This window comes from Arenimonas sp. (assembly GCF_044348765.1).
Lineage (GTDB): Bacteria > Pseudomonadota > Gammaproteobacteria > Xanthomonadales > Xanthomonadaceae > Arenimonas.
In genome coordinates this window covers 1-22,808 of the sequence record NZ_JBIKSE010000027.1, presented here as the reverse complement: position 1 = coordinate 22,808, position 22,808 = coordinate 1, and the positions used below count along the sequence as shown (strand labels likewise).

The following is a 22,808-nucleotide window of genomic DNA, read 5'->3' as shown; positions in this document are numbered from 1 at the left end:
GAAATCGTGGAAGCGGTCGAAACTGAGCTCAATAGAGCGGCGGATGGACCGGCCAGCGTTGTTGATCAGGATATCCACGCCGCCATGCTGCTTGGACACCTGTTCAATCAGACTGTCGCAGGAATCCAGATCGGCGAGATCGGCTTTGAAGGCATAACACAGATGTCCGGCGTCGCAGATTTCCTTGCGTGTCGCTTCGAGCTCTTGCTCGCCACGGGCAGCAATGACAACTTTGGCACCGGCCTCGGCGATCTTGAGAGCGGCCGCCTTGCCGATGCCGGACGAACCGCCGGTAATCAGCACCACTTTGCCCTCGACCTTGCCACGCAGCGACCTGTCGATGAACAGATCGGGGTCAAGATTGCGTTCCCAGTAATCCCACAGACGCCAAGCGTAGCTTTCGAGCGGCGGCACCGCAATTTTCGAGCCCTTCAGGGCACGCTCGGCTTCGCGGGCATCGAACCGGGTCGGATAAGTGATGAATTCCAAGGTTGATTTCGGAATCTTCAAGTCGCGCAGGATCATATTGGTCAGGCGTTTGACCGGCGGCAAATTGCTAACTGCCATCCGCATCGGAGCCGGTATGAAAGCGAACATGCGTGCATCCAGACGCATGGTCATTTCCGGCGCATGCGCGGCACGTGCAAAGGTGTTCATCAGTTCGCCGAACCGCATCGGCTCCGGATCGACCAGATGGAAACAGTGGCCATCCAGTCCCTTTTTGTGGGCAATATAATCCATGGCATCTGCCACGAAATCAACCGGAACGACGTTGATACGGCCGCCCTCGATGCCCAGAGTCGGCATCCACTGTGGCAGTGTCTGCCGGATTTTCTTAATCAGCGTGAACAGATAATAGGGCCCATCGATTTTATCGATTTCTCCGGTCTTGGAATGGCCGACCACCATCGACGGCCGGTAAATCCGGTAAGGCACGACATCCTGTTTTCGCACCAGACCCTCCGCTTCGTGCTTGGTCTTCAGGTACGGATCTTTCAGTCCTTCGGCCTCATCGAACATGTCTTCGCGGAATACACCGGGATACAACCCGGCAGCGGCGATGGAGCTGGCGTGGTGGAAACAACCGGCCTTGATGACGGCAGCCAGTTCGAGGGCGTTCTTGGTGCCGCCGATGTTGGCTTGCTTCTGGCTGTCGGCATCGGCAGTCAGATCGTAGATCGCGGCAAGATGAAAGAAATGCTGGACCTTGCCCTTGAGCGCACTGATCTGGGCAGCGCTCAGCCCCAGTTTGGCTTTGGAAAGATCACCGGTAACCGGGACGATACGTTTCATGTCCCATCCCATCGCCTCGCCGATCTGACCGAGTTTTTTAGCCGAGCCTTTACGTACCAGCACATGCACTTGGCCTTTACGTTTAAGCAGGTTGCTGACCAGAAAACGACCGATGAAGCCGGTGGCGCCGGTAACGAAATAAGCCATAGAAATACCCGATTCCTTTGCCGTTTTATGTTGATTAAGCACTTGATTTTTTACCGCAAACCACAGTTTAATGCATAATACTGGAATACGACTTCAGGTCAAAGGACTTCTTCATGGCAACGCTGCAGGAACAATTTGAACTGGCCGCCCTCGAAGCCAAGAATCTCACGAAGCGGCCAGACAACGACACCTTGTTGCGGATGTATGGCCTCTACAAGCAGGGATCCGAAGGCGATGTCAATGGGCCGGCACCGGGCATGTTTGATTTCGTCGCATCGGCGAAATTTCAGGCCTGGCAGAAGCTTGAGGGTACCAGCCGGGAATCTGCCATGAAAAAATATGTCGACCTTGTCGACTCTCTGAAGGACTGACGTGTCCGGAAAAACCCGAAACCGCATACTCGATGTTGCCCTGCGTCTTTTTAATGAACAGGGCGAAACCAACATCTCCACCAATCACATCGCGGATGAGCTTGAAATCAGCCCGGGCAACCTGTACTACCACTACCGGAACAAGGACGACATCATCGAGCAGCTGTTCCTGCGTTTCGAAGAACGCATGGATCAGGCTTTGGTGGCTCCGGAAGGCCGCGAAGTCACCCTCGAGGATGTCTGGCTGCAACTCCACCTGGTCTTTGAGTGTATCTGGAATTACCGCTTTATCTACCGGGATATCATCAATATTCTTAGTAGAAACAGAAGTTTACGCCTTCGATTTGCGCGAATCCTAAAACGCGGCTCATCCAACGCGCAAGGCATCATGCGTGGCCTGAACGAAACCGGAGCCATGCGGGCCAGCGCCGCCGAAATCGAGGGTCTGGCCACCAATATCCTGGTTTTGGCCACGTTTTGGCTCAATTACGCCAATGTCCGGGGTGAAAAAGACGAACAGCGTGCTATCCAGCAGGGGATTGTGCAGGTCATGATGCTGGTTTCGCCCTTCCTGCGCGATACCGAACGTCTGCATTTGCACACTCTGTCCAAAGCCTATACGGATTAAGGCTTTATTTAACAAGTTATTGCTTTCACTGGATTTTGGCGGTATAATACCGGCTCACCGTTTTCGTTGTTTAGGAATATATAGCCATGAAAGTCCTTAATTCGCTCAAGTCGGCCAAGACCCGCCATCGTGACTGCAAGGTCGTCCGTCGTCGCGGCAAGGTCTTTGTGATTTGCAAATCGAATCCCCGTTTCAAAGCCCGTCAGCGTTAATCGATTTCCAGGCGTTGCACCGATCAAGCCGGCTGACGCCGGCTTTTTCTTATTGACGCCCTCTCGTTGTTGAGGTTTCGGATGAATGATATCTCCCGCTTTCCGGCCGAATGGGAGCCGCAATGCGCCGTGCTGATGGCTTGGCCCCACAGCGACACCGATTGGGCGGCGCGCCTGGATGCAACAACACACTGTTTCGCCGCTATCGCCGCCGCCATCAGTGTGCGCCAGACCCTTCTCTTGCTGGTTCCGGATTCCGCCATCGCGCAGGATGCCCGCAGCGCATTGGCGATGGCAGAAGCGGATTTGGCACGGGTACGCTTCATCACCTTGCCCTACAATGACACCTGGCTGCGGGACAGCGGCCCAATCAGCCTGCGTAAGGCCGATGGTTTTGAACTTCTGGATTTTCATTTCACTGCATGGGGCGGCAAATTCGAGGCCGGATTGGATGACCGCATCGTCTCGGAAATGCACGCTCAGGGACTATTTCGGAATGCCCAACACCGCCGAGTCGACTTTGCGCTGGAAGGCGGCGGCATCGAAACCGACGGCGCCGGCACCCTGCTGTCGACTTGGCACTGTCTGCATGAGCGGCATCCGGATAAATCCCGCGCAGACATCGAAAATGTGCTGAAAGAACAGCTTCAGCAGCATCGGGTCCTATGGCTGGAGCATGGATATCTCGAAGGCGATGATACCGATGCCCACATCGACACGCTGGCCCGTTTCGCTTCGGAAAACGCCATTGTGTATCAGGGCTGCGAAGATCCGGAAGACAGCCATTACCTTGAACTACAGGCAATGGCTGGGGAACTGCGGCAATTACGTACTGTTTCCGGAAACCCCTACTTGCTGCATGCCTTGCCCTGGCCGAAACCGATAATGGATGAGGGTCGCCGTCTAGCCGCCTCCTATGCTAATTTCCTAATCATCAATGGTGCGGTAATGATGCCTTTGTATGATGATCCTGCCGATGCCGAAGCCCTTTCCGTCATGCAGAAGGCCTTCCCCGCACGCACCATCATCGGCATCCCCTGCCGCGATCTAATCTGGCAAAATGGCAGTCTGCACTGCTGTACCATGCAACTACCGGAAGGGTTACTGAAATGAGCCGTTCGACACTGAAAGCCGCACTAATCCAAGACATCAACCATGGCGATGCCGCAGCCAACCTGGCGGTTATCGAGCAGCGCGTGGCCGAAGCGGCAGCGGCTGGCGCTGAATTGGTGCTGTTGCAGGAATTGCACAATGGTCCCTATTTCTGCCAACACGAATCGGCTGCAGAGTTCGATCGGGCCGAGGCCATACCCGGACCGAGCAGCGAGCGTCTGTCAGTACTTGCTGCTAAGCACCGGGTGGTGTTGGTGGCTTCGCTGTTCGAGCGGCGTGCCGCCGGTTTGTATCACAATACCGCCGTCGTCTTCGAAAAAGACGGCACACTACTGGGCAAGTATCGGAAGATGCATATTCCGGATGATCCGGGTTTCTACGAAAAATTCTATTTCACTCCGGGCGACCTTGGCTTTCATCCGATTGCCACCAGCCTGGGTAAAATCGGTGTTCTGGTGTGCTGGGACCAGTGGTATCCGGAAGCGGCACGGCTGATGGCACTGGCCGGTGCCGAATTGCTGGTCTACCCGACCGCCATCGGCTGGGATCCGGACGATTGCGCCGAAGAAAAAGGTCGGCAACGGCAAGCCTGGATGCTAAGTCACCGCGGTCATGCGGTCGCCAATGGCATTCCGGTTCTGAGCTGCAATCGCACCGGGTTCGAACCGTCACCGCTCGGTGCCAGTGGTATCCGTTTCTGGGGCAGCTCGCACGTACTCGGCCCACAAGGTGAGTTGCTGGCCGAGGCCAGCACTGATGCTCCTGAAATTCTTTATGCCGACCTTGATCTCGCGCGCAGCGAGCAGGTCCGGCGCATGTGGCCGTTCCTGCGTGACCGCCGGATCGATGCCTATGCCGACCTGCTGAAACGCTACCGCGATTGATCTGACGATGAGCTTACCCGACTTCGCCGGCCAACCGGTCCGCCAATGCACCATCAATGGGATTGTCTACACCCTGCTCGGTACCGCCCATGTTTCGGTGAAAAGTCTGGAAGCAGTCAAAGCCGCCATTGACGGCGGTGGTTTTGACACTATCGCTGTCGAACTCGATGCCAACCGGCACCGGCAACTGACCCAGCCTGATGCACTCTACAAACTCGACATCTTCCAGATTATTAAGGAAGATAAAATCGGTCTGGTCGCGGCCAATCTGTCCTTGGCCGCCTACCAGCGTCGCCTTGCCGAACAGCTGGGCATCGAGCCCGGCGCCGAACTCAAGGCGGCGGCCCAGGAAGCTGAATTGCGCGGCCTGCGGATGGCTCTGATCGACCGCGATGCCGGCATTACGCTGAAACGCAGCTGGTCGAAACTGGGCTTCTTCAAACGTGGCCAACTGGTGGCCGGGCTTGGTACCAGCCTGATCAGTTCCGATGACATCGGTGAGACGGAAATCGAACAGCTCAAGGAAGGCGATATGCTGGAATCGAGTTTCGGTGAATTTGCCAAACAGACTCCCGAATTGTATGAAAGCATCATCGACGAACGCGACCGCTACATGGCCGCTAAATTATTACAACTGCGATTCCATACCGACGTCAAGCATGTGCTTGCCGTTGTCGGCGCTGGTCATCTAGCCGGCCTTGAACGGGCATTGCAGAATCCGGTCAATATGGACGGCACTGTTATTGCGGATTTGGAAACGTTGCCGGCACAATCCGGCATGCCCTGGTTCAGCCTGTTCATCGCCTTGTTCCTCATCGGCGGATTCGCCTGGGGCATTCACGAAGGCGGCTTGAAGCTGGCCGGTATACTCTTACTTCAATGGGTGCTGATTACCGGCTTCGGTGGTTTGATCGGATGCATCGCTGCCAAGGGGCATTGGCTGAGCTGCCTCGCCGCATTCATCGCCTCGCCGCTGACGCCACTGCATCCGGCGCTAAGCTCGGGCATGGTATCGGCCTATGTGGAAGCCAAACTGCGCAAACCGACCTATGAAGATCTGCTGAAGCTCAAGGACGACACCACCGAAATATCCGGGTGGTGGAAAAACCGCTTCGCGCGCATTTTGGTGAATTTCATCCTGACCAACTCCGGCACCGCCCTGGCGGTCTGGATTGCCGGCGCGACTTTCTTCATCAAGCTCGGCTAACCGGCGCTCAGGCCGGTTTCACGAAACGTTGCAGAGGCGCTTTGGCTTTGGCCCGCGCGATGACACCGCTGGTTTTGATGCGTAAATCGTCCAATGCGGCATAGATGGTCGGCAGGAAAATCAGGCTGACGATGGTCGAAAACGCCAAGCCCCCGACCACGGCACGGGCCATCGGATAGTACGCCGGGCCATCGCCGCCGATCTGGGTCGTACCGAAGCACAGCGGCAGCATGCCCAGTATCGTGGTTCCCATGGTCATCAGAATCGGACGCAGACGCTCTTTACAGCCCATAACCAGGGCTTCAGTGCGGGCATGGCCGCTGCGACGCAAGGCATTGATATGTTCAAACAAGACAATGCCGTTATTGACCACCACGCCCATCAGTACCAAGATGCCGATGGAGGCCATGATCGAGAATGTTGTTCCGGTCAATGCGAACAGCCAGAACACACCGAGCGCGGAAAACAGGATGCTCGTCAAAATCGCCAACGGCATCAGCAATGACTCGAACAATGCGGCCATGACGATGAGAATCATCAACAGCGCGATGAGTGTGTTGGTTCCCATCTGTCCGGCGGCATCGCCACCGTTGAAGCCGCCCTGGCTCTCGCTCCAGGAATAGCCCGGTGGCAAGTTGCTCAGGACTCGTTTGAACGCCGCCATAGCCTCCTCGGTGGTCACATCATCGGCTTTATTGGCCTTGATGGACAAGGATGTTAGTCGGTCCTGACGGTAAATCTCGCTGTCGCCTTTGCGGATCTCGACATTGATCACCGACATCAGCGGAACGGTGGTTCCATCCGGACGGCGAAGGGTCAAACCCGAGAGTTCTTCGATACGGAATTGCTCAGCACCGGCAAATCGGACCCACATCGGGATTTCCTGGTCGTCCTTGCGGAACTCGCGCAGCGTTGTTCCGCGCAAGGCTATACTGATATATTGCGCAACATCCTGTGCGCTGAACCCAAGTGCGCCGGCACGATCACGGTCGACACTGACCCGGACCTCGCTATTTTCATCACCGGCATTCAGACGCACGTCGCGGAGTTCTGGCTGTTTAGCCAGAACCGGAATCACCTCGGCTCCTATCTGCTTCAGCATTTCGGTGGAATCGCCACTGAGGAAAATTTCGACGCTGTTATCCTGTCCGCCGCCAGCACCGCCGCCACCGGGTCCACGACCGCCCTGGAAACCGACCTCAGCACGCGCAAACTTAGGAATTTCGGAACGGATCATTTCCTGGACCTGTTCGGATGACATGGCGCACACATAATCCGGATTCACCAACCGGATACTGCGTGACACGAAACTGTTACATGAACGAAGATCGTCACGCAAGGTCAGGTTCATGCCGCCCCAGCCCTGCTCGCTGTAGAACACATACACTTGCTTGATCTGATAGCGATTACGGTTGTCATCCATGAACTGCTCGACCTTGGCCACCTCATCGGACATCTGCTCGAGTGAATAGGCCCCATTCCATTTGAAATACAGGGAAAGTTCACGGCCGACTTCATTGGAATTTAAATCAAACTTGGTAAATTTAAAAGGCACCAAGCTGACCATGATGATGAACAGGATGCCGAGCAATGAAAGCCGGCGGTTAACCAGCGTCCATTCCAGGAAGCGGCCATAAAGACGGGTCAAGCCCGGCACGAAACCATGGGACTGCATAATGGCGGGCGGCGTTTTCAACCTGGCGGAAATCATCGGAATCAGACTCACGGCAACCAACCATGACGCCAGCAGGGAGATTGTAATGGTCAATGCCACCTGCGACAGATAGATCGAAATGAAATTCTTCTCGCCGAACAGGTTAGGAAGAAAAACGATTATTGAAGTCAGGGTGCCGCATGAAATGGCCAGCTGCACCGATTTGGTGCCCTCGATGGCGCACATCATCGGATTTTCCGGATATTTTTCCCGGTACTGGTAGATGCTTTCAACTACCACTACGGCATTGTCGACCAGCATCCCGATGCCGAGCAATAGACCCATCATCGACAGCACGTTCAAGGTCATCCCGGTAAAATACATCACGCCCAGGGTGATGACGATACAAATCGGTATGGCAAGACTCACCATCAAGGTCGACGGCCAGTGCCGCAGGAAGTAGAACAGCACGATGATCGACAGCAGCGACCCGATGACACCGGCTTCAATCAGCTCGGCAATGGAACTCTTCACGCTTTCGGCGGCATCACTCACGATGATGAACTTAATGCCGGACAAGTCCGGATCTTCCTTGATTTTCTCGATTTCGGCATGGATGGCATCGGCGACATTGACCAGATTGGCATTCTGCTCACGCAGGATATCGACGCCGACCGCCGGACGGCCGTCGAGACGGCGCCCGAAGTCCTGGCGCTGCAGTTTGAAGCGCACGTCAGCGATATCGCCGAGTCTTAGCCCTTTGTCATTCAACGGCAGACTGCGCAGTTCTTCTACCGTCTTGATTTCGCCGACCGGCTGCACGCGGATACGCCGGTCACGGTCGTTAATGTCCCCGGCAGAAACTGAAAAGTTGACGGATTGCAGCTTCGCAGACAACTCATTGAGACCGACATTATGGCTGGCCAGGCGGATGGGATCGATGGCGATTTCGACTTCAGGCGGCGGCGCACCGGTGATGTCGACACGAGCTACGCCGGGAATGCGCTCAATGCGCTTCTGGATAGAATGCTGGATGAGTGCATAGCTGTTCTTCAGGTCTCGATCGGAAGCAAAACGGACGCGCATCAGTGGCTCGTCATTCGGCGAGAATTTCTGGACGAAATAGCGCTGGACATCCTCCGGAAGCTCAGAGCGGATGGCATCGATGCGGTCACGGGCCTCGCTGGCTGTGATTGCGATGTCCCGATTCCAATCCGAGAACATCAGGAAGATGCCAGCGTTGTCCGAACGGGAGGTCGAATTCATCATCGAGATTCCGGGCAAAGTCGAGAGCGCCTCCTCGACTGGCCGGGTGATCTGGCGTTCGACTTCCTGCGGCGTGGACCCCGGATAGGGAATGCTGACGAAGACGAAGGGCACATTGATGTCAGGGAACTGTTCCAGCGGCAGCCTGACTGCCGCTAACAGTCCGATCACAATCAGTGAAATGAAGCACATCACCGCCGTGACCGGCCGGCGCAGACTCAGTTCGGCGAGACTTTTCACCGGAGGCTCCCGCCTTCAAGTGCATCATGATGCAGCGCACCACGCGCTTTGTAATAGCTGTCCGGACGCCGATCGAGCAGGTCATAGACGATCGGAATGACGACCAGCGTCAGCACGGTCGAAACCGTCAGTCCGCCGATGACGGTCAGGGCCATCGGTGCGCGGACCTCGGCACCCTCGCCGCCGAAGAATGCAAGCGGAGCGAAACCGAACAGGGTCGTCAGGGTCGTCATGATGATCGGACGCAGGCGTGATTCCGCACCTTGGCAGATGGCCTCACGCTTGGCGACGCCGTCCTCGCGCAGCTGGTTGACCTTGTCAATCAGCACGATGGCATTCTTGACCACGATGCCGACAAGAAGGATCAAGCCGATGAAGACCACCACCGATATCGGCGACCCGCTCAGCCACAGGGCCAGAACGGCACCGACCATCGCCAGTGGAATCGAAAACAGAATCACGAAAGGATGCAGCAGCGATTCGAACTGCGAGGCCATGACCAGATAAACCAGGAAAATCGCCAGGCCGAAGGCGAAAAACAGCGAATTGCGCGAACGGTCGAGCTCTTCGCTCTGGCCCCCGAAGGCAATGCGGACATCGGCCGGCAATGGATCGGCCGCCACCATGTCACGCACCTCCTTCACCGCAGTCCCCAGATCAATCTCCCGGAGGTTGGCTGAAATAATCGCGACCCGGGTCTGGTCGACGCGGTTGATTTCACTCGGCCCGATGGTTTCAATGACCTGCGCCACAGAAGCCAGCGTGACCGGCTGCGGTGCAGACGGATTGATGATGATGTTTCGGATATCGTCGACCGAGGACCTGGCCTGTTCTTCGGCGCGTACCAAGACATCGATTTTCCGGTCTCGGAAACTATAGCGGGTGGCTACCTCGCCACGCACCTGCTTAACCACCTGGTCGGCGATCTGACGCGAGGTCAGTCCGAGTGCGGCGGCGCGCTCCTGGTCGAAAATAATCTGTATTTCAGGGTATCCCTGCTCGACGCTGGATTTGACATCGGCGAAGTGTTCGGCTTTCTGCATCATTTCGGAAAGCTTACGCGCCGACTTTTCCAAAGATTTCAAATCAGCGCCGCGGATTTCAATTTCCAGCGGGGTTGAGAAGCTGAACAGCTCCGGACGTCCGAACTTGACCTGGACATCGGGATAATCACGCATGGTTTCTCTTAGGCGCTCAGTAATGGCCGCCTCACTATCACGGCTGTAACCTTTACCCAATACCACACTGAGCTTGGCGATGTTTTCGCCGGATTCGGTCGGGTTGGCATCCAGCCGTGTGCCGGAACCGCTGACACCATAAAGAGCCTGGATATCGCTATCGGCATTGTGTTTGGACTGGATGGCGCTGACCAGCTGGTCGGTTTCTTCAAGCCGGGTTCCCGGCGCCAGCTTGGCCGTCATTTCAAAACGGTCCTGGGCGAGCTGCGGAATCAGATCCGAGCCCAGTGTCGTGGCCAAAAGCAGCGAAGCGATGAACGCTACTGCAGCACCCGTCAGGATTTTACGAGGCCGCTCAAGCGCTTTCGGCAAGATGTCATGGTAGTAGTCGGCCGCATAATCATAGGGTTTGATGACTTTGTCCCCAAGCCAAACCATGGCATTGCCTCCGGTTCCTCTGCCAACTCGACTGAACGCAGCTGCGGCCCATGTGATACCGAAAACAACTAAGGGATAGAGCAAACTGAACAGCAAGGCGATGGCATAGACCAATGCGGCGATCAGTTTGAGCGGCATCAGCATCACGAATGCTGCATAGGCCAGTGGTCTTTTCCAAGTGCCCTGCAAAGGATAGCGGAACAGGTCTTTTACGCTTTCCAGAAACTGCCGCCACTTCTCACGAGCAGTCAAGGGCTGTTGGCTATCCTCGGGAAATGCCATCGGTGAATGCGCTTTCAGCGAGGACAGCATCGGAATTAGGGTCAGAGAAACCACCAGTGAAATCATCAAGGCAATGGATACCGTCAGCGCCTGATCCTTGAAAAGCTGTCCGGCCACGCCTTCCACGAACACGAGAGGGAAAAACACAGCCACCGTGGTCAGTGTCGACGCGACCACGGCCATACTGACCTCGCCGGCGCCCTTGATGGCGGCATCGAGGATGCCAAGCCCGCGTTCGCGCGCCTTGGCGATGGATTCGAGCACGACGATGGAATCATCGACTACCATGCCGGTGGCCAGTGCCAGACCGGCCAGAGACATCACATTGAGACTCAGGCCGAGCTGGCCCATGAAGAAAAAAGTGGTGATGATGGAGATCGGCAAGGACAGACTGATGACAAAGGTGCTCCAGCCGTCGCGCAGGAAGAAGAAAATGATCAGAATCGAGAAAATAGCGCCGAGTAGCGCTTCCTTCTTGACTTCCGACAGTGCGCTTTCGATGAACAGCGAAGCATCCTCGATGGTGCTCAGTTCCAGACCATCAATCGTATAGATGCCGTTTTCAGGAGCACCCTGTGGACGCCCCTGAACATTACCGCCATCACCCTGCATGCGCTGCAGGGCCTGTTTCACCGACTTGGCTACGGCTACGGTATTGGCATCGCCTTCCTTGTAGAGGGCCAGCTCGATGGCTTCCCGTCCACCGACGCGGATGATGGCCTGGCGTTCCTTATAGCCCTGGCTGACGGTGGCAACGTCCTTCAGCTTGACCGGGATTCCGAAGGCGGTGTTGGCCACCAGCATATCGGCCATGGTATCGAGATCAGCAAACTGGTTGACCGTGCGCACCAGATAGCGCTCGCTGCCTTCTTCGATACGACCGGCGGAGATGTTGATGTTTTCCTGACGCAGACGGTTGATGACGGTTTCGACCGACAGGTTCAGCTGGGACAGCCGCTCATTGTCGATGGCGACCTGGATTTCATCCTCAAGACCGCCAGCCACTTTGACCGCGGCAACGCCATCCACCGGCTCGAGGCGCTTCTTCAGGTCTTCCTCGGCGAACCGGCGCAGCTGGATCAGCTGGGCCTGTCGGCTACCGGAGACCTTCTCGGGCAGCACTAGACCAAGGCGCATGATCGGCTCGGTGCTCGGATTGAAGCGCAGCACGACCGGGGCTTTCGCTTCCAGCGGAAGGCGCAGCAGTTCAAGCTTGTCACGAACCTCAAGACCGGCCTGATCCATGTCGGTGCCCCAGGCGAACTCCAGCACGACATCGCTTTGGCCGGTACGCGAGACTGACTTGATCTTGCGCAGATTCTTGACCACGCCCAGTGATTCTTCCAAAGGCTCACTGATCAGAGTTTCGATTTCAGCCGGCGCCGCACCGGTGTATTCGGTGCGGACGGTCAGTGTGGGATAACTCAGATCCGGCAGCAGATTGACCTTGAGGCTACCGAGCGCAATGATGCCAAACAGCACGAAGGTGAACGTGACCATCGCAATGGTAACTCGCCTTCGTGTCGAGAATTCGACCAGACTCATTGCGCGGGATCCGCTTTTTTATCGTCATTTTTGGGTTGTGCCACGGCCTTCCCGTCAATCGCAATGACGGTCACAGTGGCAGCATCACGGACGGCGACCTTGCCTGCCGTGATGATCCGGTCGCCAGCCTTCAGGCCGGAAACGACCTCGGCGATTTCGCCGTTACTGTAACCGAGCTTTATCGGAGCTCGCACCGCTTTTCCGGCTCGGACCACGAACACGGCCGGATCAGTCTCATCTTCCAGCAAGGCCGTCCGAGGAATCGTCAGCACGTTCTCACGACGGTCATAGATGATTTCGAATCGCCCGAACATCCCGGGGCGCAGAATCTGCTTGCCATCGAATGCGCAGGTTACCCGGAAAGTACCGCTGCCGGCTTCCATGACCGGACTGACCCGATCGACCCGGCCTTCGAAAGCCTGCCCGGGCACGGCATCGACGATCATACGCACGGGCATACCGGATTTGATCAGCGCCAGTTCACGCTCAGGCACATTCATGACCGCCTCAAGATATTGGGTATTGACGATACGAAATACCGGAGAATTCAAGGTCACCAGATTCCCCTCCTTCACCATGCGCTGCGCAATCACACCGGATATCGGCGCCGTGACATTGGTGTAGGACAGTTCCAGACGGGCAAGATTCAAACTGGCTTTGGCCGATTCCAGATCGAACCGGATCTGGTCGTGTGCTTCTGCCGAGATCAGGTTCTGTTTGCGCAGCTCCTGGGCACGGGCGAAATTATTGCTGAGCTTGTTGACGGTAGCCTGGGAGCGCTGGACTTCCAATTGCGCCCGCGCGGGATCGATCCGGGCAAGGACCTGGCCCTGACGGACACTGTCGCCCTCCTCGGCCAACTGCGCCACCATGACCCCGGAGCTTTTCGCCACGACCTGTGCCTCGTTGGGCGCCTCGAGATTGGCAGTGCCGGCATAGCTGGCATTGATGCTTTGGCTGGACGCGGTCACTACCTCGACAGGAACTGCCTCCGGCGCCGCAGGCTTTCCGTCTTTGCCGCGCTTATCCTGCTCGGCACCATTTTCGGCTTTGCCTGCATTAGCAGCATCCGGCTTGCCACCACAGGCGGCCAGGGTCAAGGCAATCACCAAGATCAGAACCGCTGTTTTTACTTGTTTGAAGGTTGAATACATGAATTTACCGGAAACCGTAACAGGGGGAATGAGTGGCTATGGTAACGGGAATACCGCTCCTGTGTACCTGCCTAAAGTCATACATACTTGTCTGATTCCAGTGAATTTTAGGTATAATTAACAGAATCGACCCACTTCGGCATTTTGTTATGACCAAAACGTCCCTCTTCATCGGTTTAGTACTGGCTTTGGCCGGCAGCACCTGCCTTGCCAAAGGCGATGCCCAGAAAGGCAAGGCTTTGGCCTATACCTGCACCGGTTGCCATGGCATTCCAGAATACAAGAACGCCTATCCGAGCTACCATGTGCCGAAAATTGCCGGGCAGAACGAAGCCTACATCGTCAATGCGCTCACCGCCTACGCGAAAGGCGAGCGCAAGCATCCGACCATGGTTGCGCAGGCCAAAAGCTTCAGCGCCCAGGATATCGCTGACATCGCCGCCTATGTTTCCGCGCTGAAACCGGCCAAATAAAGGATACCCACGATGAAGACCAAACTCCTCCTTGCTGTCGTGCTGTTCTGCCTGGCCGGTCAAGCCACCGCCATCGGTGTCAAAGGCGATGCCGCCGCCGGCAAACAGAAAGCCACCGCCTGCGCAGCCTGCCATGGTGCCGACGGCAACAAAACACTCGACAACAGCTACCCCAAACTGGCAGGGCAGTATCCGGATTACCTGTTGAAAACATTGCGAGAATACAAGTCCGGTAAGCGCGTCAACGCCGTCATGGCCGCTCAAGTCCAGGCACTGAGCGAGGCCGACATGGCCAATCTGGCGGTTTACTACGGTTCACTCAAAGGCCAGATGGGTGTTGTGAAATAATTCAACCGTTTCCAGCACGACCAAAAGCGGACTCCGGTCCGCTTTTTTCTTACCTATTGCTTAGCGGCAGGTTTTTGGCATTCCTGTTCATACAGCCGGCGTGTTCGCCGCCATTCGGCCTGTGTCTTGGCCGAAACGATGAGATCCCACCAAGCCTGGCATTGTTGCTCCTCCAGAGGACTCAGCGTGTCGGGATCATCGTGCGCGACGAAATACCCGTCATCATTGGCCGTGAATCCGCACCCCCCGGCCGCCGCCAGCACCATAAGACTGCATTGTAGAAACGCCCCTGGCCTGCCAGGTATGGGAATCTTGACCGTCGCTGTAGTTTTCTCAACAGCCGCTTCTAGCACGCGTGTTATCCGCGGTTTATCCCCCTGCCAGGCCTCATCGAAACGCGTCGACCGATAATCCAATACCACGGGGCGCTTGAGCAGGGCGTCCATGTTATCGAGGCCGTCGCGCTGGATATCAAACTGACGCGATTGTCCGTTCTTGAGGAATTCATCCTTGGCGGTCTGCGGAATCCAGATCTGTCCCTCGCTATCAACAATTCTCAGCGTGAAGTTCTCACTGGCCGCCGCGGGTGATTTGACTGGCTCGTTGGTCCTGAATGCCGATGATGCTAATTCTTCCGGAGACTGACGAAACTGATTCGAAACACGCTGGCGGGGCAAGGCCGGAAGAATCGGGGGCTTGCGTGTAACGAATTCGACCACGGTGCGTGTTTGCCAATCTTGCTTCTGAGTCCCGTAACGCGTGATGGCATCGAGCCATAACAAAAATCCGATATGCCCGGCAAAAATCAGGCCGAACAGCAGAACTCGTAGCATCAACGTGGAATGAACGGCGCCGAACCGGAGCTATGATCGGTCGCATCACGGACGGCGCTGATCTGCGGTATCTTCGCCATCATGGTTTTTTCGATGCCCTGTTTGAGGGTGACGTCAGCCATGCCACAGCCGTGGCAACCGCCGCCGAAACGCAGGTAGACGACATTATCGGCATCGATGGAATCTAGACTAACGCGGCCCTTGTGCGATGCCAGCTGGGGATTGATTTCGGACTCGATCAGCCAAATAACCTGTTCGGCCAGCGAGCTTTCCGCATCCGGCGCTTTGCCCTTGATGTTGGGGGCACGAATGGTCAGCTGACTGCCCGTCGCGGTTGCACTGATATCAATATGGGCACCGTCAAGGAATTTAACACTGGCGGCATCGACATACAGCACAAACCCAGCACATTCGACCTGCCATTCATCGCCGAGCAGATCACCGGCATCTGCGAACTCGAGCCGTGCATCGGCTGAAGGGGTGCCGGGATTCATCGCGCTGACGCGAATGCCCACGGCATCGCCGCCTTGGCTTTGCAGGAGTTGCCGGAAGTGGTTCTGTGCGGATTCGGTGATTTCAATCATGTGTTCATTTTACCTTAAACTAGTGAAACCCCCATGAATGGAACGATGATGGACACGCCCCTACATCTGCAGCACTGCCGGCCTTTGCGCGGCGCGGAACACCGACTGGAGCCATACCAGTCCGAGACACTGATGTCCCTGCTCGACGGCTGGCAGCTGACCGAACGTGGACAGGCGCTGTTCAAAATCGTTCGCTTCGAGAACTATCATCAGACCATGGCGTTCGTGAATGCCTTGGCCTTTATCGCGCACCGCGAAGACCACCACCCGGATCTGAGCGTGCACTACAACCGCTGCGAAATCCGGTTTTCCACACATGATGTCGGTGGCTTGAGCCTGAATGACTTCATCTGCGCGGCGAAAGCCGACGCTCTACTCGTCCGCTAAACGGTCCAGCACGGCCCTGAGTTCCGGCGCCAGCGGCGCATTCAGGGTGTAAGGAGATTGTCCGTCATTCAATGCGAAGTGCATGGAGGCGGCATGCAGAAATAGGCGTTTCAGTCCGAAGGTTGCGGCCAGTTTCTTATTGGCATCCTTGTCCCCGTACTTTTCATCACCCGCCACCGGATGCCCGATATGGGCGGCATGCACGCGGATTTGATGGGTGCGTCCGGTTTCAATGCGAATTTTGCAGAAACTGTGGCCGCCCCGCCGTTCCAGCAAGGTGAAATGGCTGGTCGAGGCCTTGCCGGCCGGATCGACGCGCACCATACGCTCGCCGCCACGGATGACCGATTTCTGCAGCGGGGCATTGACGGTCATGGTGCCATTCGGCATTTTGCCCACCAGCAATGCCAAGTACTGCTTTTCCGGGCCGTCTTCTTCCTCATCGCCACGCATCAGGGCCTGCAATTGCAGCAGGGCTGATCGTTTTTTAGCCAATACCAAGACCCCGGAGGTATCCCGATCCAGTCGATGAACAAGTTCAAGCGGCTCGTTCGGACGCAATGCCCGAAGCCCCTCGATGACCCCGAAGGACACGCCGCTGCCACCGTGGGTGGCAATGCCGGAGGGCTTATTCAGCACCAATAAGGCTTTGTCCTCGAAAACAATACTGGCTGCCAAGCGCTCAAGCATGGATTTCGGGGGCGCACGGTCGGGGTCTGTCTGGTCGATCTTGACCGGCGGAATGCGGACCTCATCCTCGGCTTCCAGGCGGCTATCGGGCTTGGCACGCTTGCCATTGATACGGACCTGTCCATCCCGGATTATCTTGTAAATCAGGCTTCTGGGAGCCCCCTTGAGCTGCCCGAGCAGGAAATTATCCAAACGCTGCCCGCCTCTGTCATCCGGGACTTTGACCATTTTTACGCCCGGATTCAAGGAAACTCTGTTCATTTGGGTTCCATCTGTTAAACTAGGCAGGCAAGTAAGATGTTGATTTCACTTGTTGCCGGCCGAAAGCCAGTGCCTAGTGTATCCCAATAAGCGCCCCACACTCCCAGGGAGTGACCATGTAAAGCGCTTGGCGGGCTTCATCGAACCTGCATATAGTCCGAACGACGCTCGGCGTGGTTTGGCCCCATTAACGAAACAACAGATTTGCGCTCCCGTAAGTTCGCTTATGGTCTGGTAGCGCTGAACAATTCGGAAGTGCCTTGGAAGCATGCCGAACTCGGCGATCCTTACGGTAGAGCGCGTGAGGATATTACAATGAAACGGATGTTAATCAATGCCACGCAGGCTGAAGAACTGCGCGTGGCGATTGTCGATGGCCAGCAGCTTTACGACATCGATATCGAGCAACCAGCCAAAGAACAGAAGAAGTCCAATATCTATAAAGGCCGGATCGTCCGGCTGGAACCCTCTCTCGAGGCGGCGTTCGTGGATTACGGCGGCCCCCGCCACGGCTTTCTGCCGCTGAAGGAAATCTCCCGCGACTATTTCGTCCCCGGTGTCGACCCGAACAAGGCCGGCATGAAGGAATACCTGCGTGAAGGACAGGAAGTCGTCGTTCAGGTCGATAAGGAAGAACGCGGCAATAAAGGCGCCGCGCTGACCACCTACATCTCGCTGGCCGGCCGTTACATGGTGCTGATGCCGAATTCGCCGACCGCCGGCGGCGTGTCCCGACGCATCGAAGGCGATGACCGCCAAGCCCTGAAACAGACCATGGACGCCCTGAACATCCCGGACGACATGGGGGTCATCATCCGTACCGCAGGCATGGGCCGCGACGCTGATGAACTGCAATGGGATCTGGACTACCTCATCCAGGTCTGGAAAGCGATCAGCCAGGCGGCCCTGTCGAAACCCTCGCCGTTCCTGATTTATCAGGAATCGCGTCTGATCATCCGCGCCCTGCGCGACTACATGCGTCCGGAAATCGGCGAAGTCCTGGTCGATACCGACGAAATTTTCGAGCAGGCCCAGGATTTCATGCAGCTGGTCATGCCGCACAACCTGCGCAAGCTGAAGATGTACAAGGACGACATTCCGCTATTCAACCGCTTCCAAATTGAATCGCAGATCGAACAGGCCTATGAACGGACTGTCCGCCTGCCCTCTGGCGGCTCCATCGTGCTGGACCAGACCGAAGCGCTGACCGCGGTTGACGTCAACTCCTCGCGTGCCACCAAAGGCGGCGACATCGAAGAAACCGCCCTGAATACCAACTTGGAAGCGGCCGAAGAAGTAGCCCGTCAAATGCGACTGCGTGATCTCGGCGGACTGGTGGTCATCGACTTCATCGACATGAGCTCCGGCAAACACCAGCGCATGGTCGAAGACCGTCTGCAGCAAGCCCTGAAGCTCGACCGGGCCCGCGTTCAGATCGGCAAGATCTCCCGCTTTGGTCTGCTCGAACTGTCGCGCCAGCGTCTGCGTCCGTCACTGGGCGAATCCAGTCAAGTTGTTTGTCCGCGTTGCGACGGCCACGGCCGCATGCGCAGCGTTGAATCTCTGTCCCTATCGATTCTTCGCCTATCCGAAGAGCAGGCGATGAAAGATAAAACCGCGCAGGTGCTGGTCCAGGCGCCGCCGCAGATTGCCAACTATCTGCTCAACGAAAAACGCCGCGCACTGGTTGAAATCGAAAGCCGTCACGAAGCCCCGATCATCATCGTCGCCGATGAGTCCCTGGAAACTCCGCACTTCAATGTCACCCGCATCCGCGAAGGCGAGCAGCCGGAAGATACCGGCAAACCGAGCTACCAACGTGGTGTTCCACGCAAACTGGAAGTGCACGCGCTGACCAAGGCACAATTGAATGTGCCTGCCGAACCGGCAGTAACACACGTCAAACCCGCACAAATCGCACCGCTCCGTCAAAACAATGTACCCGAACAGCAGCATGTCAAGCAGGCACCAGCCACCAAGAAAGCCGGACTGCTTAGCAAAATTATTTCCATCTTCACCGGCGACGCCGAAGATGCACCGAAGAAAAGCGAGCCGGCACCGGCCCGTCGCAACGATAACAATCGCCGTGACCGATCCGACAACCGGAGCAACCCACGCAATCCGCAGAATAAGCAACAACGGGGTAACCGCCCGGAACGTAGCGAAGAAGAACGTAAGGTTGCCGATGATCAGCGTAAACAGCGACGGGAAGAGCAGCAAAAACGAGAATCCGAACGCAAGGAAGCCCAGCGTGCGGAGAACCAGCGCCGTGAAGCTGAAAAACGCGCACAACGCGAAGCGGAAGCGACAACACGAGCAAGCTCAGGCCTGAATGCGCAAACGGAAGAAGCTGCCGTGGCGTCGGCCGAAGCCCTGCCAGTGGTTGTGGATGCTGTTGACAACGCCTCCTCCACAGAGCTGCAGACCGATGGCAGTCCGCGCCGCCGTCGTGGTCGTCGCGGTGGCCGCCGTCGCCGGCGTCAGGAAGGTGAAACTGCGGGAGTCGTAGACGCCGCCAACGACCAGTCGGAAATGGACTTCGAAGAGACTGATGATGTGCTTTCCGATGCCGGATCACCGGAACGGAGTGCCGCAGATGCGCCTGCAGCATCTGATACCGATACCGAAAGCCGCAAACAATCAAAAAACATCCAACACTCTGCGCCCGTGATCGTATCCGCCATTCCGGTTTCTACCGCCGAATCGGATTTCATTGATCTCGGAACGGCTAGCGAAACACAGCATACTGCTACGACGCAAGCTCCCGCTCCCGTCGAATCAGACATCACTTCGAACGTGATAGAGTCGTTCGTGCCTGAGACTACGCCGGCACCAGAACCGATTGTCGCTGCAGCCCCCGTTATTGAGCCGACCATCCAGCCCGTGCCACCACCGGCACAGGTGGCGTTCAGTGAGCCAAAACCGAAGCAGATGGGGTATGTTCCGGCCGCACCGCCATCATTTTCAATGCCGAATACGCCGAACCCCGGATTTGACTTCACTGTGCGTATCAGCCCGGAAAATAAAGAGGATTAAACCTGCTGCGTGGGCTCGGTGATGCCATACTGCGCAGCTAGCCGAGCCAGCGAAATCGTATCCTGGATACCCAGCTTTTCCAGTATCCGGTACTTGTGGGTTGCAATGGTTTTCGAGCTAACGCAAAGCTTGCGCGCCATGTCCTCTGCACGCCATCCCTGACAGAACAGCAGGGAAATTTCAATTTCGCGGGCACTCAGGCGCTCGAAGGGAGAGTCATTCTTGCCTTCAAAAGCCATTTTCTGCGCCAACGCGTTGCCCAGATAACGTTTTCCGCGTGCTACGTCCCGGATGGCACGGACCAGCTCCTCGGCATCACAGGCTTTACCCAGATACCCGCAAGCCCCGGCCTCAAGTAGGCGCTTGGGCATCGGACCGTCCTGCTGAACTGAAACGATAATGACTTTGGCAGTGACGCTGCCACGGTTGAGACGCTCGGTAATTTCAAGACCGCTGAGACCGGGCATGTGCAGATCACAGAGCACCACCTCGGGCTTGCATGCCCTGATTTTCTGAAGTCCGTCATCCCCGCTTTCGGCCTCACCGATGACCTGGATATCCAGATGCTGCTGTAGAATGAGACGGTAACCGGAACGCACAAGCGCGTGGTCATCGAGAATAAATACTGAAATCATGCTTCTGCTCCAAATCCCGTGGAAGATGGACTCAGCTTAACGCGGGCGCTCAAGGCCGAAAATCGGTCAATTTCTGCATCGTCACTAGGAATTTTCCTATAATGGGGGCTAACCGTCGCCGGCTCCGCCATGAATTTCGAAATCCTGAAGCAGCATTGCCAAGAAATCGCACTTCGCATTAGACAGCGTGAGTGGCCGCGTCTGGTGTATTGGCTGGAAGCCCACAGACCGCGTAGCCTTTTTCTCAGAGCGCTTCTAATCGGACTTCTGCTTTCCGTTCCCTGGCAATGCAGCCGCTGGATCTATCAAACCTACCTCAGTACGGACGACAACACCAGCATGGACAGCGGCGACCCCCTGCGCCTGCCCGGGAGTCTTTCCGGAAGTATTACCAACATGCCAAATCCGAAGGCACGACGGCCTGCGCCGGAAACTACGACCGCAGCCGGAGACGCTATTGATTCGGGCATCGAACAGCCGCAGGAGTCGGCACTGTCGCCCACCCAAGCCACGCTAGGCAATCATGATGCCGCCGTTCTGGAACGCGTCGCCCCGAAGTACCCGACAACGGCGCTCCGCAACAATGACACCGGCACCGTCACGCTAAATGTCCAGCTTGATGCCAGTGGCCACCCTGACCTGGTCCGGATCGAGAAAAGCAGCGGATCGCGTGATCTGGACCGTGCGGCACGAGAGGCCGTCATGCAGTGGAAATTCAGCCCAAAAATCGAAACCGGCAAGCCAGTTGCTTCTGAAATACTCGTACCGGTTGAATTCAAGCTGGGCGAATAACACCAGAGACGGGGAATTGGGTTTAAAATATAGCTTCGGAGAGATGGCCGAGTGGTTTAAGGCAGCAGTCTTGAAAACTGCCGTGGGTGCGAGCCCACCGTGGGTTCGAATCCCACTCTCTCCGCCATTTTTTATACTATATAAAACAATAGCTTGTAAGTAAATATATCGCCTAATTAGGCTAATTTACCCCAATTTTTACCCCAATGTCCAGGCCTGTTTTCGGTCCTGTCTCATAGGCTGTGGGATTCTCTCTAACCACGGATTGTCCCGATCACACCGCAGCGCATTACGCTGCCTTGGTGTTCCCGGGGGCTCGCACCCACGGCAATGATCTTGATTGGATTATTTTTCATCAGTTATATATTCTTAATACTATGTAATTAGCTGAACAAAGGCGGCCATATGTCTGGTTATGTTGGACACTTAACCTTTTCTAGATATATCAACAAAACGCCGAAGTGGTCTTTGTTGATATTGCTCATCTTTGCGGCTCTGCTTTCAGCCTGCAGCGGCAGTCCAGACAATCCAGATGTCACGACCGAGCAGTTTTCTGCCTGTCGTGCAGGAGACAGCGATAAGTATAGCGATGAGTGCGAGGGGAAGACAGTAACCTTGACTGCTATTGTCAACCATTATTCGGGCGATGGCGTACGCATGAGTGTACGCACCCATTGTGATAGCAAGGATGAGCTATTCAGTGTCGATGCAGCAAATCTCGACTTAAAATATTCTGAAAAATATAAAGACAAGTGCGTGAAGGTATTTGCTGAAATAGGGCCTGAAAACACCATTTACCCTGACATAAATGTCAAAGAAACCATCTGGATGGAATCAGCTAAAGAATTCGTAGCTCGTAAAGATCACGAAAAATTTATTACAGGCGGGTGGAAAACAAAAGAAGAGTATGAAAGCGCAAAGGAGCAAGGGTACCATAGCCGTAGCGACTGGCTGGTCGAGATGCAGAGAAAGCGTGTAGAGTTTTTAGCCAATGCGGACTGGGAACAAGTGCAGCAATGGCCAGCAGCCATGTCAGGCTTTTCTTTCAGCATGTCAGAGGTAGAAAATGGATGTGAAAAATTGATTGAAGCCAGATGGTCAGATTACAAGAACCGTACTATACGAAGCGCTTACCCATTTATATATAACGCAACGAC

General features: G+C 56.0%; 20 protein-coding genes and 1 tRNA gene. 13 read left to right on the top strand and 8 right to left on the bottom strand.

Features of this window, described 5'->3' with window-relative positions; translation table 11 throughout:
• Window positions 1-1,440: SDR family oxidoreductase (locus ACIQ0Q_RS05880; protein WP_395772015.1), on the bottom strand; the 1,440-nt coding region annotated here is incomplete at its 3' end.
• A 113-nt stretch (window positions 1,441-1,553) separates the two neighbouring features.
• Here ACIQ0Q_RS05880 and ACIQ0Q_RS05875 point away from each other — a divergent pair.
• The 6 genes from ACIQ0Q_RS05875 (at window position 1,554) to ACIQ0Q_RS05850 (ending at window position 5,855) form a co-directional block, all read left to right on the top strand.
• The gene (locus ACIQ0Q_RS05875) at window positions 1,554-1,811 is read left to right on the top strand and encodes an acyl-CoA-binding protein (RefSeq protein WP_395772014.1); all 258 of its coding nucleotides are present in this window, start codon (window positions 1,554-1,556) and stop codon (window positions 1,809-1,811) included.
• A gap of 1 nt (window position 1,812) precedes the next feature.
• The gene (locus ACIQ0Q_RS05870) at window positions 1,813-2,439 is read left to right on the top strand and encodes a TetR/AcrR family transcriptional regulator (RefSeq protein ID WP_395772013.1); all 627 of its coding nucleotides are present in this window, start codon (window positions 1,813-1,815) and stop codon (window positions 2,437-2,439) included.
• Between the two features lie 86 nt (window positions 2,440-2,525).
• A complete protein-coding gene (gene ykgO / locus ACIQ0Q_RS05865) occupies window positions 2,526-2,651 on the top strand; it encodes a type B 50S ribosomal protein L36 (protein WP_091238229.1) in 126 nt (41 codons plus the stop codon).
• A gap of 81 nt (window positions 2,652-2,732) precedes the next feature.
• The gene (locus tag ACIQ0Q_RS05860; RefSeq protein ID WP_395772012.1) at window positions 2,733-3,764 is read left to right on the top strand and encodes an agmatine/peptidylarginine deiminase; all 1,032 of its coding nucleotides are present in this window, start codon (window positions 2,733-2,735) and stop codon (window positions 3,762-3,764) included.
• Window positions 3,761-4,648, top strand: a complete 888-nt coding sequence (locus tag ACIQ0Q_RS05855) for a carbon-nitrogen hydrolase (RefSeq protein WP_395772011.1) — start codon at window positions 3,761-3,763, stop codon at window positions 4,646-4,648. The genes ACIQ0Q_RS05860 and ACIQ0Q_RS05855 overlap by 4 nt, the downstream gene beginning before the upstream one ends.
• Window positions 4,649-4,655: 7 nt before the next feature.
• Window positions 4,656-5,855 (top strand): TraB/GumN family protein, encoded by a 1,200-nt coding sequence (locus ACIQ0Q_RS05850; RefSeq protein ID WP_395772010.1) that lies wholly within the window; start codon window positions 4,656-4,658, stop codon window positions 5,853-5,855.
• 7 nt (window positions 5,856-5,862) lie between these two features.
• On the opposite strand, the gene ACIQ0Q_RS05845 is transcribed toward ACIQ0Q_RS05850, so the two are convergent.
• The 3 genes from ACIQ0Q_RS05845 to ACIQ0Q_RS05835 are packed head-to-tail and all read right to left on the bottom strand — an operon-like array spanning window position 5,863 to window position 13,612.
• On the bottom strand, window positions 5,863-9,015 hold the full coding sequence (locus ACIQ0Q_RS05845; RefSeq protein ID WP_395772009.1) for an efflux RND transporter permease subunit: 3,153 nt from the start codon (window positions 9,013-9,015) through the stop codon (window positions 5,863-5,865).
• Window positions 9,012-12,458 carry an efflux RND transporter permease subunit gene (locus ACIQ0Q_RS05840; protein WP_395772008.1) on the bottom strand — a complete coding sequence of 1,149 codons (3,447 nt, stop codon included), beginning with the start codon at window positions 12,456-12,458 and terminating at the stop codon, window positions 9,012-9,014. The genes ACIQ0Q_RS05845 and ACIQ0Q_RS05840 overlap by 4 nt, the downstream gene beginning before the upstream one ends.
• Entirely contained in the window at window positions 12,455-13,612 is a 1,158-nt protein-coding gene (locus ACIQ0Q_RS05835; RefSeq protein WP_395772007.1) for an efflux RND transporter periplasmic adaptor subunit, read from the bottom strand. The genes ACIQ0Q_RS05840 and ACIQ0Q_RS05835 overlap by 4 nt, the downstream gene beginning before the upstream one ends.
• 149 nt (window positions 13,613-13,761) lie before the next feature.
• Here ACIQ0Q_RS05835 and ACIQ0Q_RS05830 point away from each other — a divergent pair, with 149 nt between their 5' ends.
• Together ACIQ0Q_RS05830 and ACIQ0Q_RS05825 are read left to right on the top strand one after the other, a co-directional pair.
• Window positions 13,762-14,085: a c-type cytochrome gene (locus ACIQ0Q_RS05830; protein ID WP_395772006.1), complete on the top strand. Its 324-nt coding sequence runs from the start codon at window positions 13,762-13,764 to the stop codon at window positions 14,083-14,085.
• A 12-nt stretch (window positions 14,086-14,097) separates the two neighbouring features.
• Complete coding sequence (locus tag ACIQ0Q_RS05825; RefSeq protein WP_395772005.1) at window positions 14,098-14,433, top strand: c-type cytochrome; 336 nt, start codon at window positions 14,098-14,100, stop codon at window positions 14,431-14,433.
• Window positions 14,434-14,486: 53 nt separating this feature from the next.
• Here ACIQ0Q_RS05825 and ACIQ0Q_RS05820 read toward each other — a convergent pair whose 3' ends face one another.
• A complete protein-coding gene (locus ACIQ0Q_RS05820) occupies window positions 14,487-15,266 on the bottom strand; it encodes a hypothetical protein (RefSeq protein WP_395772004.1) in 780 nt (259 codons plus the stop codon).
• Window positions 15,266-15,850 (bottom strand): NfuA family Fe-S biogenesis protein, encoded by a 585-nt coding sequence (locus tag ACIQ0Q_RS05815; RefSeq protein WP_395772003.1) that lies wholly within the window; start codon window positions 15,848-15,850, stop codon window positions 15,266-15,268. Before ACIQ0Q_RS05815 ends, ACIQ0Q_RS05820 begins: the two co-directional genes overlap by 1 nt.
• A gap of 33 nt (window positions 15,851-15,883) precedes the next feature.
• Here ACIQ0Q_RS05815 and ACIQ0Q_RS05810 point away from each other — a divergent pair, with 33 nt between their 5' ends.
• Entirely contained in the window at window positions 15,884-16,237 is a 354-nt protein-coding gene (locus ACIQ0Q_RS05810; protein WP_395772002.1) for a 4a-hydroxytetrahydrobiopterin dehydratase, read from the top strand.
• Here the strand turns inward: ACIQ0Q_RS05810 and ACIQ0Q_RS05805 are convergent.
• Window positions 16,223-17,188, bottom strand: coding sequence for an RluA family pseudouridine synthase (locus ACIQ0Q_RS05805; RefSeq protein WP_395772001.1), 966 nt, complete (start codon window positions 17,186-17,188; stop codon window positions 16,223-16,225). The two genes, ACIQ0Q_RS05810 and ACIQ0Q_RS05805, sit on opposite strands and share 15 nt — an antisense overlap.
• Before the next feature lie 315 nt (window positions 17,189-17,503).
• On the opposite strand from ACIQ0Q_RS05805, the gene ACIQ0Q_RS05800 reads away from it, so the two are divergent.
• Window positions 17,504-20,224 carry an Rne/Rng family ribonuclease gene (locus ACIQ0Q_RS05800; protein WP_395772000.1) on the top strand — a complete coding sequence of 907 codons (2,721 nt, stop codon included), beginning with the start codon at window positions 17,504-17,506 and terminating at the stop codon, window positions 20,222-20,224.
• Here the strand turns inward: ACIQ0Q_RS05800 and ACIQ0Q_RS05795 are convergent.
• Window positions 20,221-20,859 (bottom strand): response regulator, encoded by a 639-nt coding sequence (locus ACIQ0Q_RS05795; RefSeq protein ID WP_395771999.1) that lies wholly within the window; start codon window positions 20,857-20,859, stop codon window positions 20,221-20,223. The two genes, ACIQ0Q_RS05800 and ACIQ0Q_RS05795, sit on opposite strands and share 4 nt — an antisense overlap.
• A gap of 129 nt (window positions 20,860-20,988) precedes the next feature.
• Here ACIQ0Q_RS05795 and ACIQ0Q_RS05790 point away from each other — a divergent pair, with 129 nt between their 5' ends.
• The 3 genes from ACIQ0Q_RS05790 to ACIQ0Q_RS05780 all read left to right on the top strand — a co-directional run.
• On the top strand, window positions 20,989-21,651 hold the full coding sequence (locus ACIQ0Q_RS05790) for an energy transducer TonB (RefSeq protein WP_395771998.1): 663 nt from the start codon (window positions 20,989-20,991) through the stop codon (window positions 21,649-21,651).
• A gap of 37 nt (window positions 21,652-21,688) precedes the next feature.
• Window positions 21,689-21,778: transfer RNA gene (locus ACIQ0Q_RS05785), tRNA-Ser, on the top strand.
• A 278-nt stretch (window positions 21,779-22,056) separates the two neighbouring features.
• A partial coding sequence (locus tag ACIQ0Q_RS05780; protein ID WP_395771997.1) for a hypothetical protein occupies window positions 22,057-22,808 on the top strand: 752 nt, incomplete at its 3' end.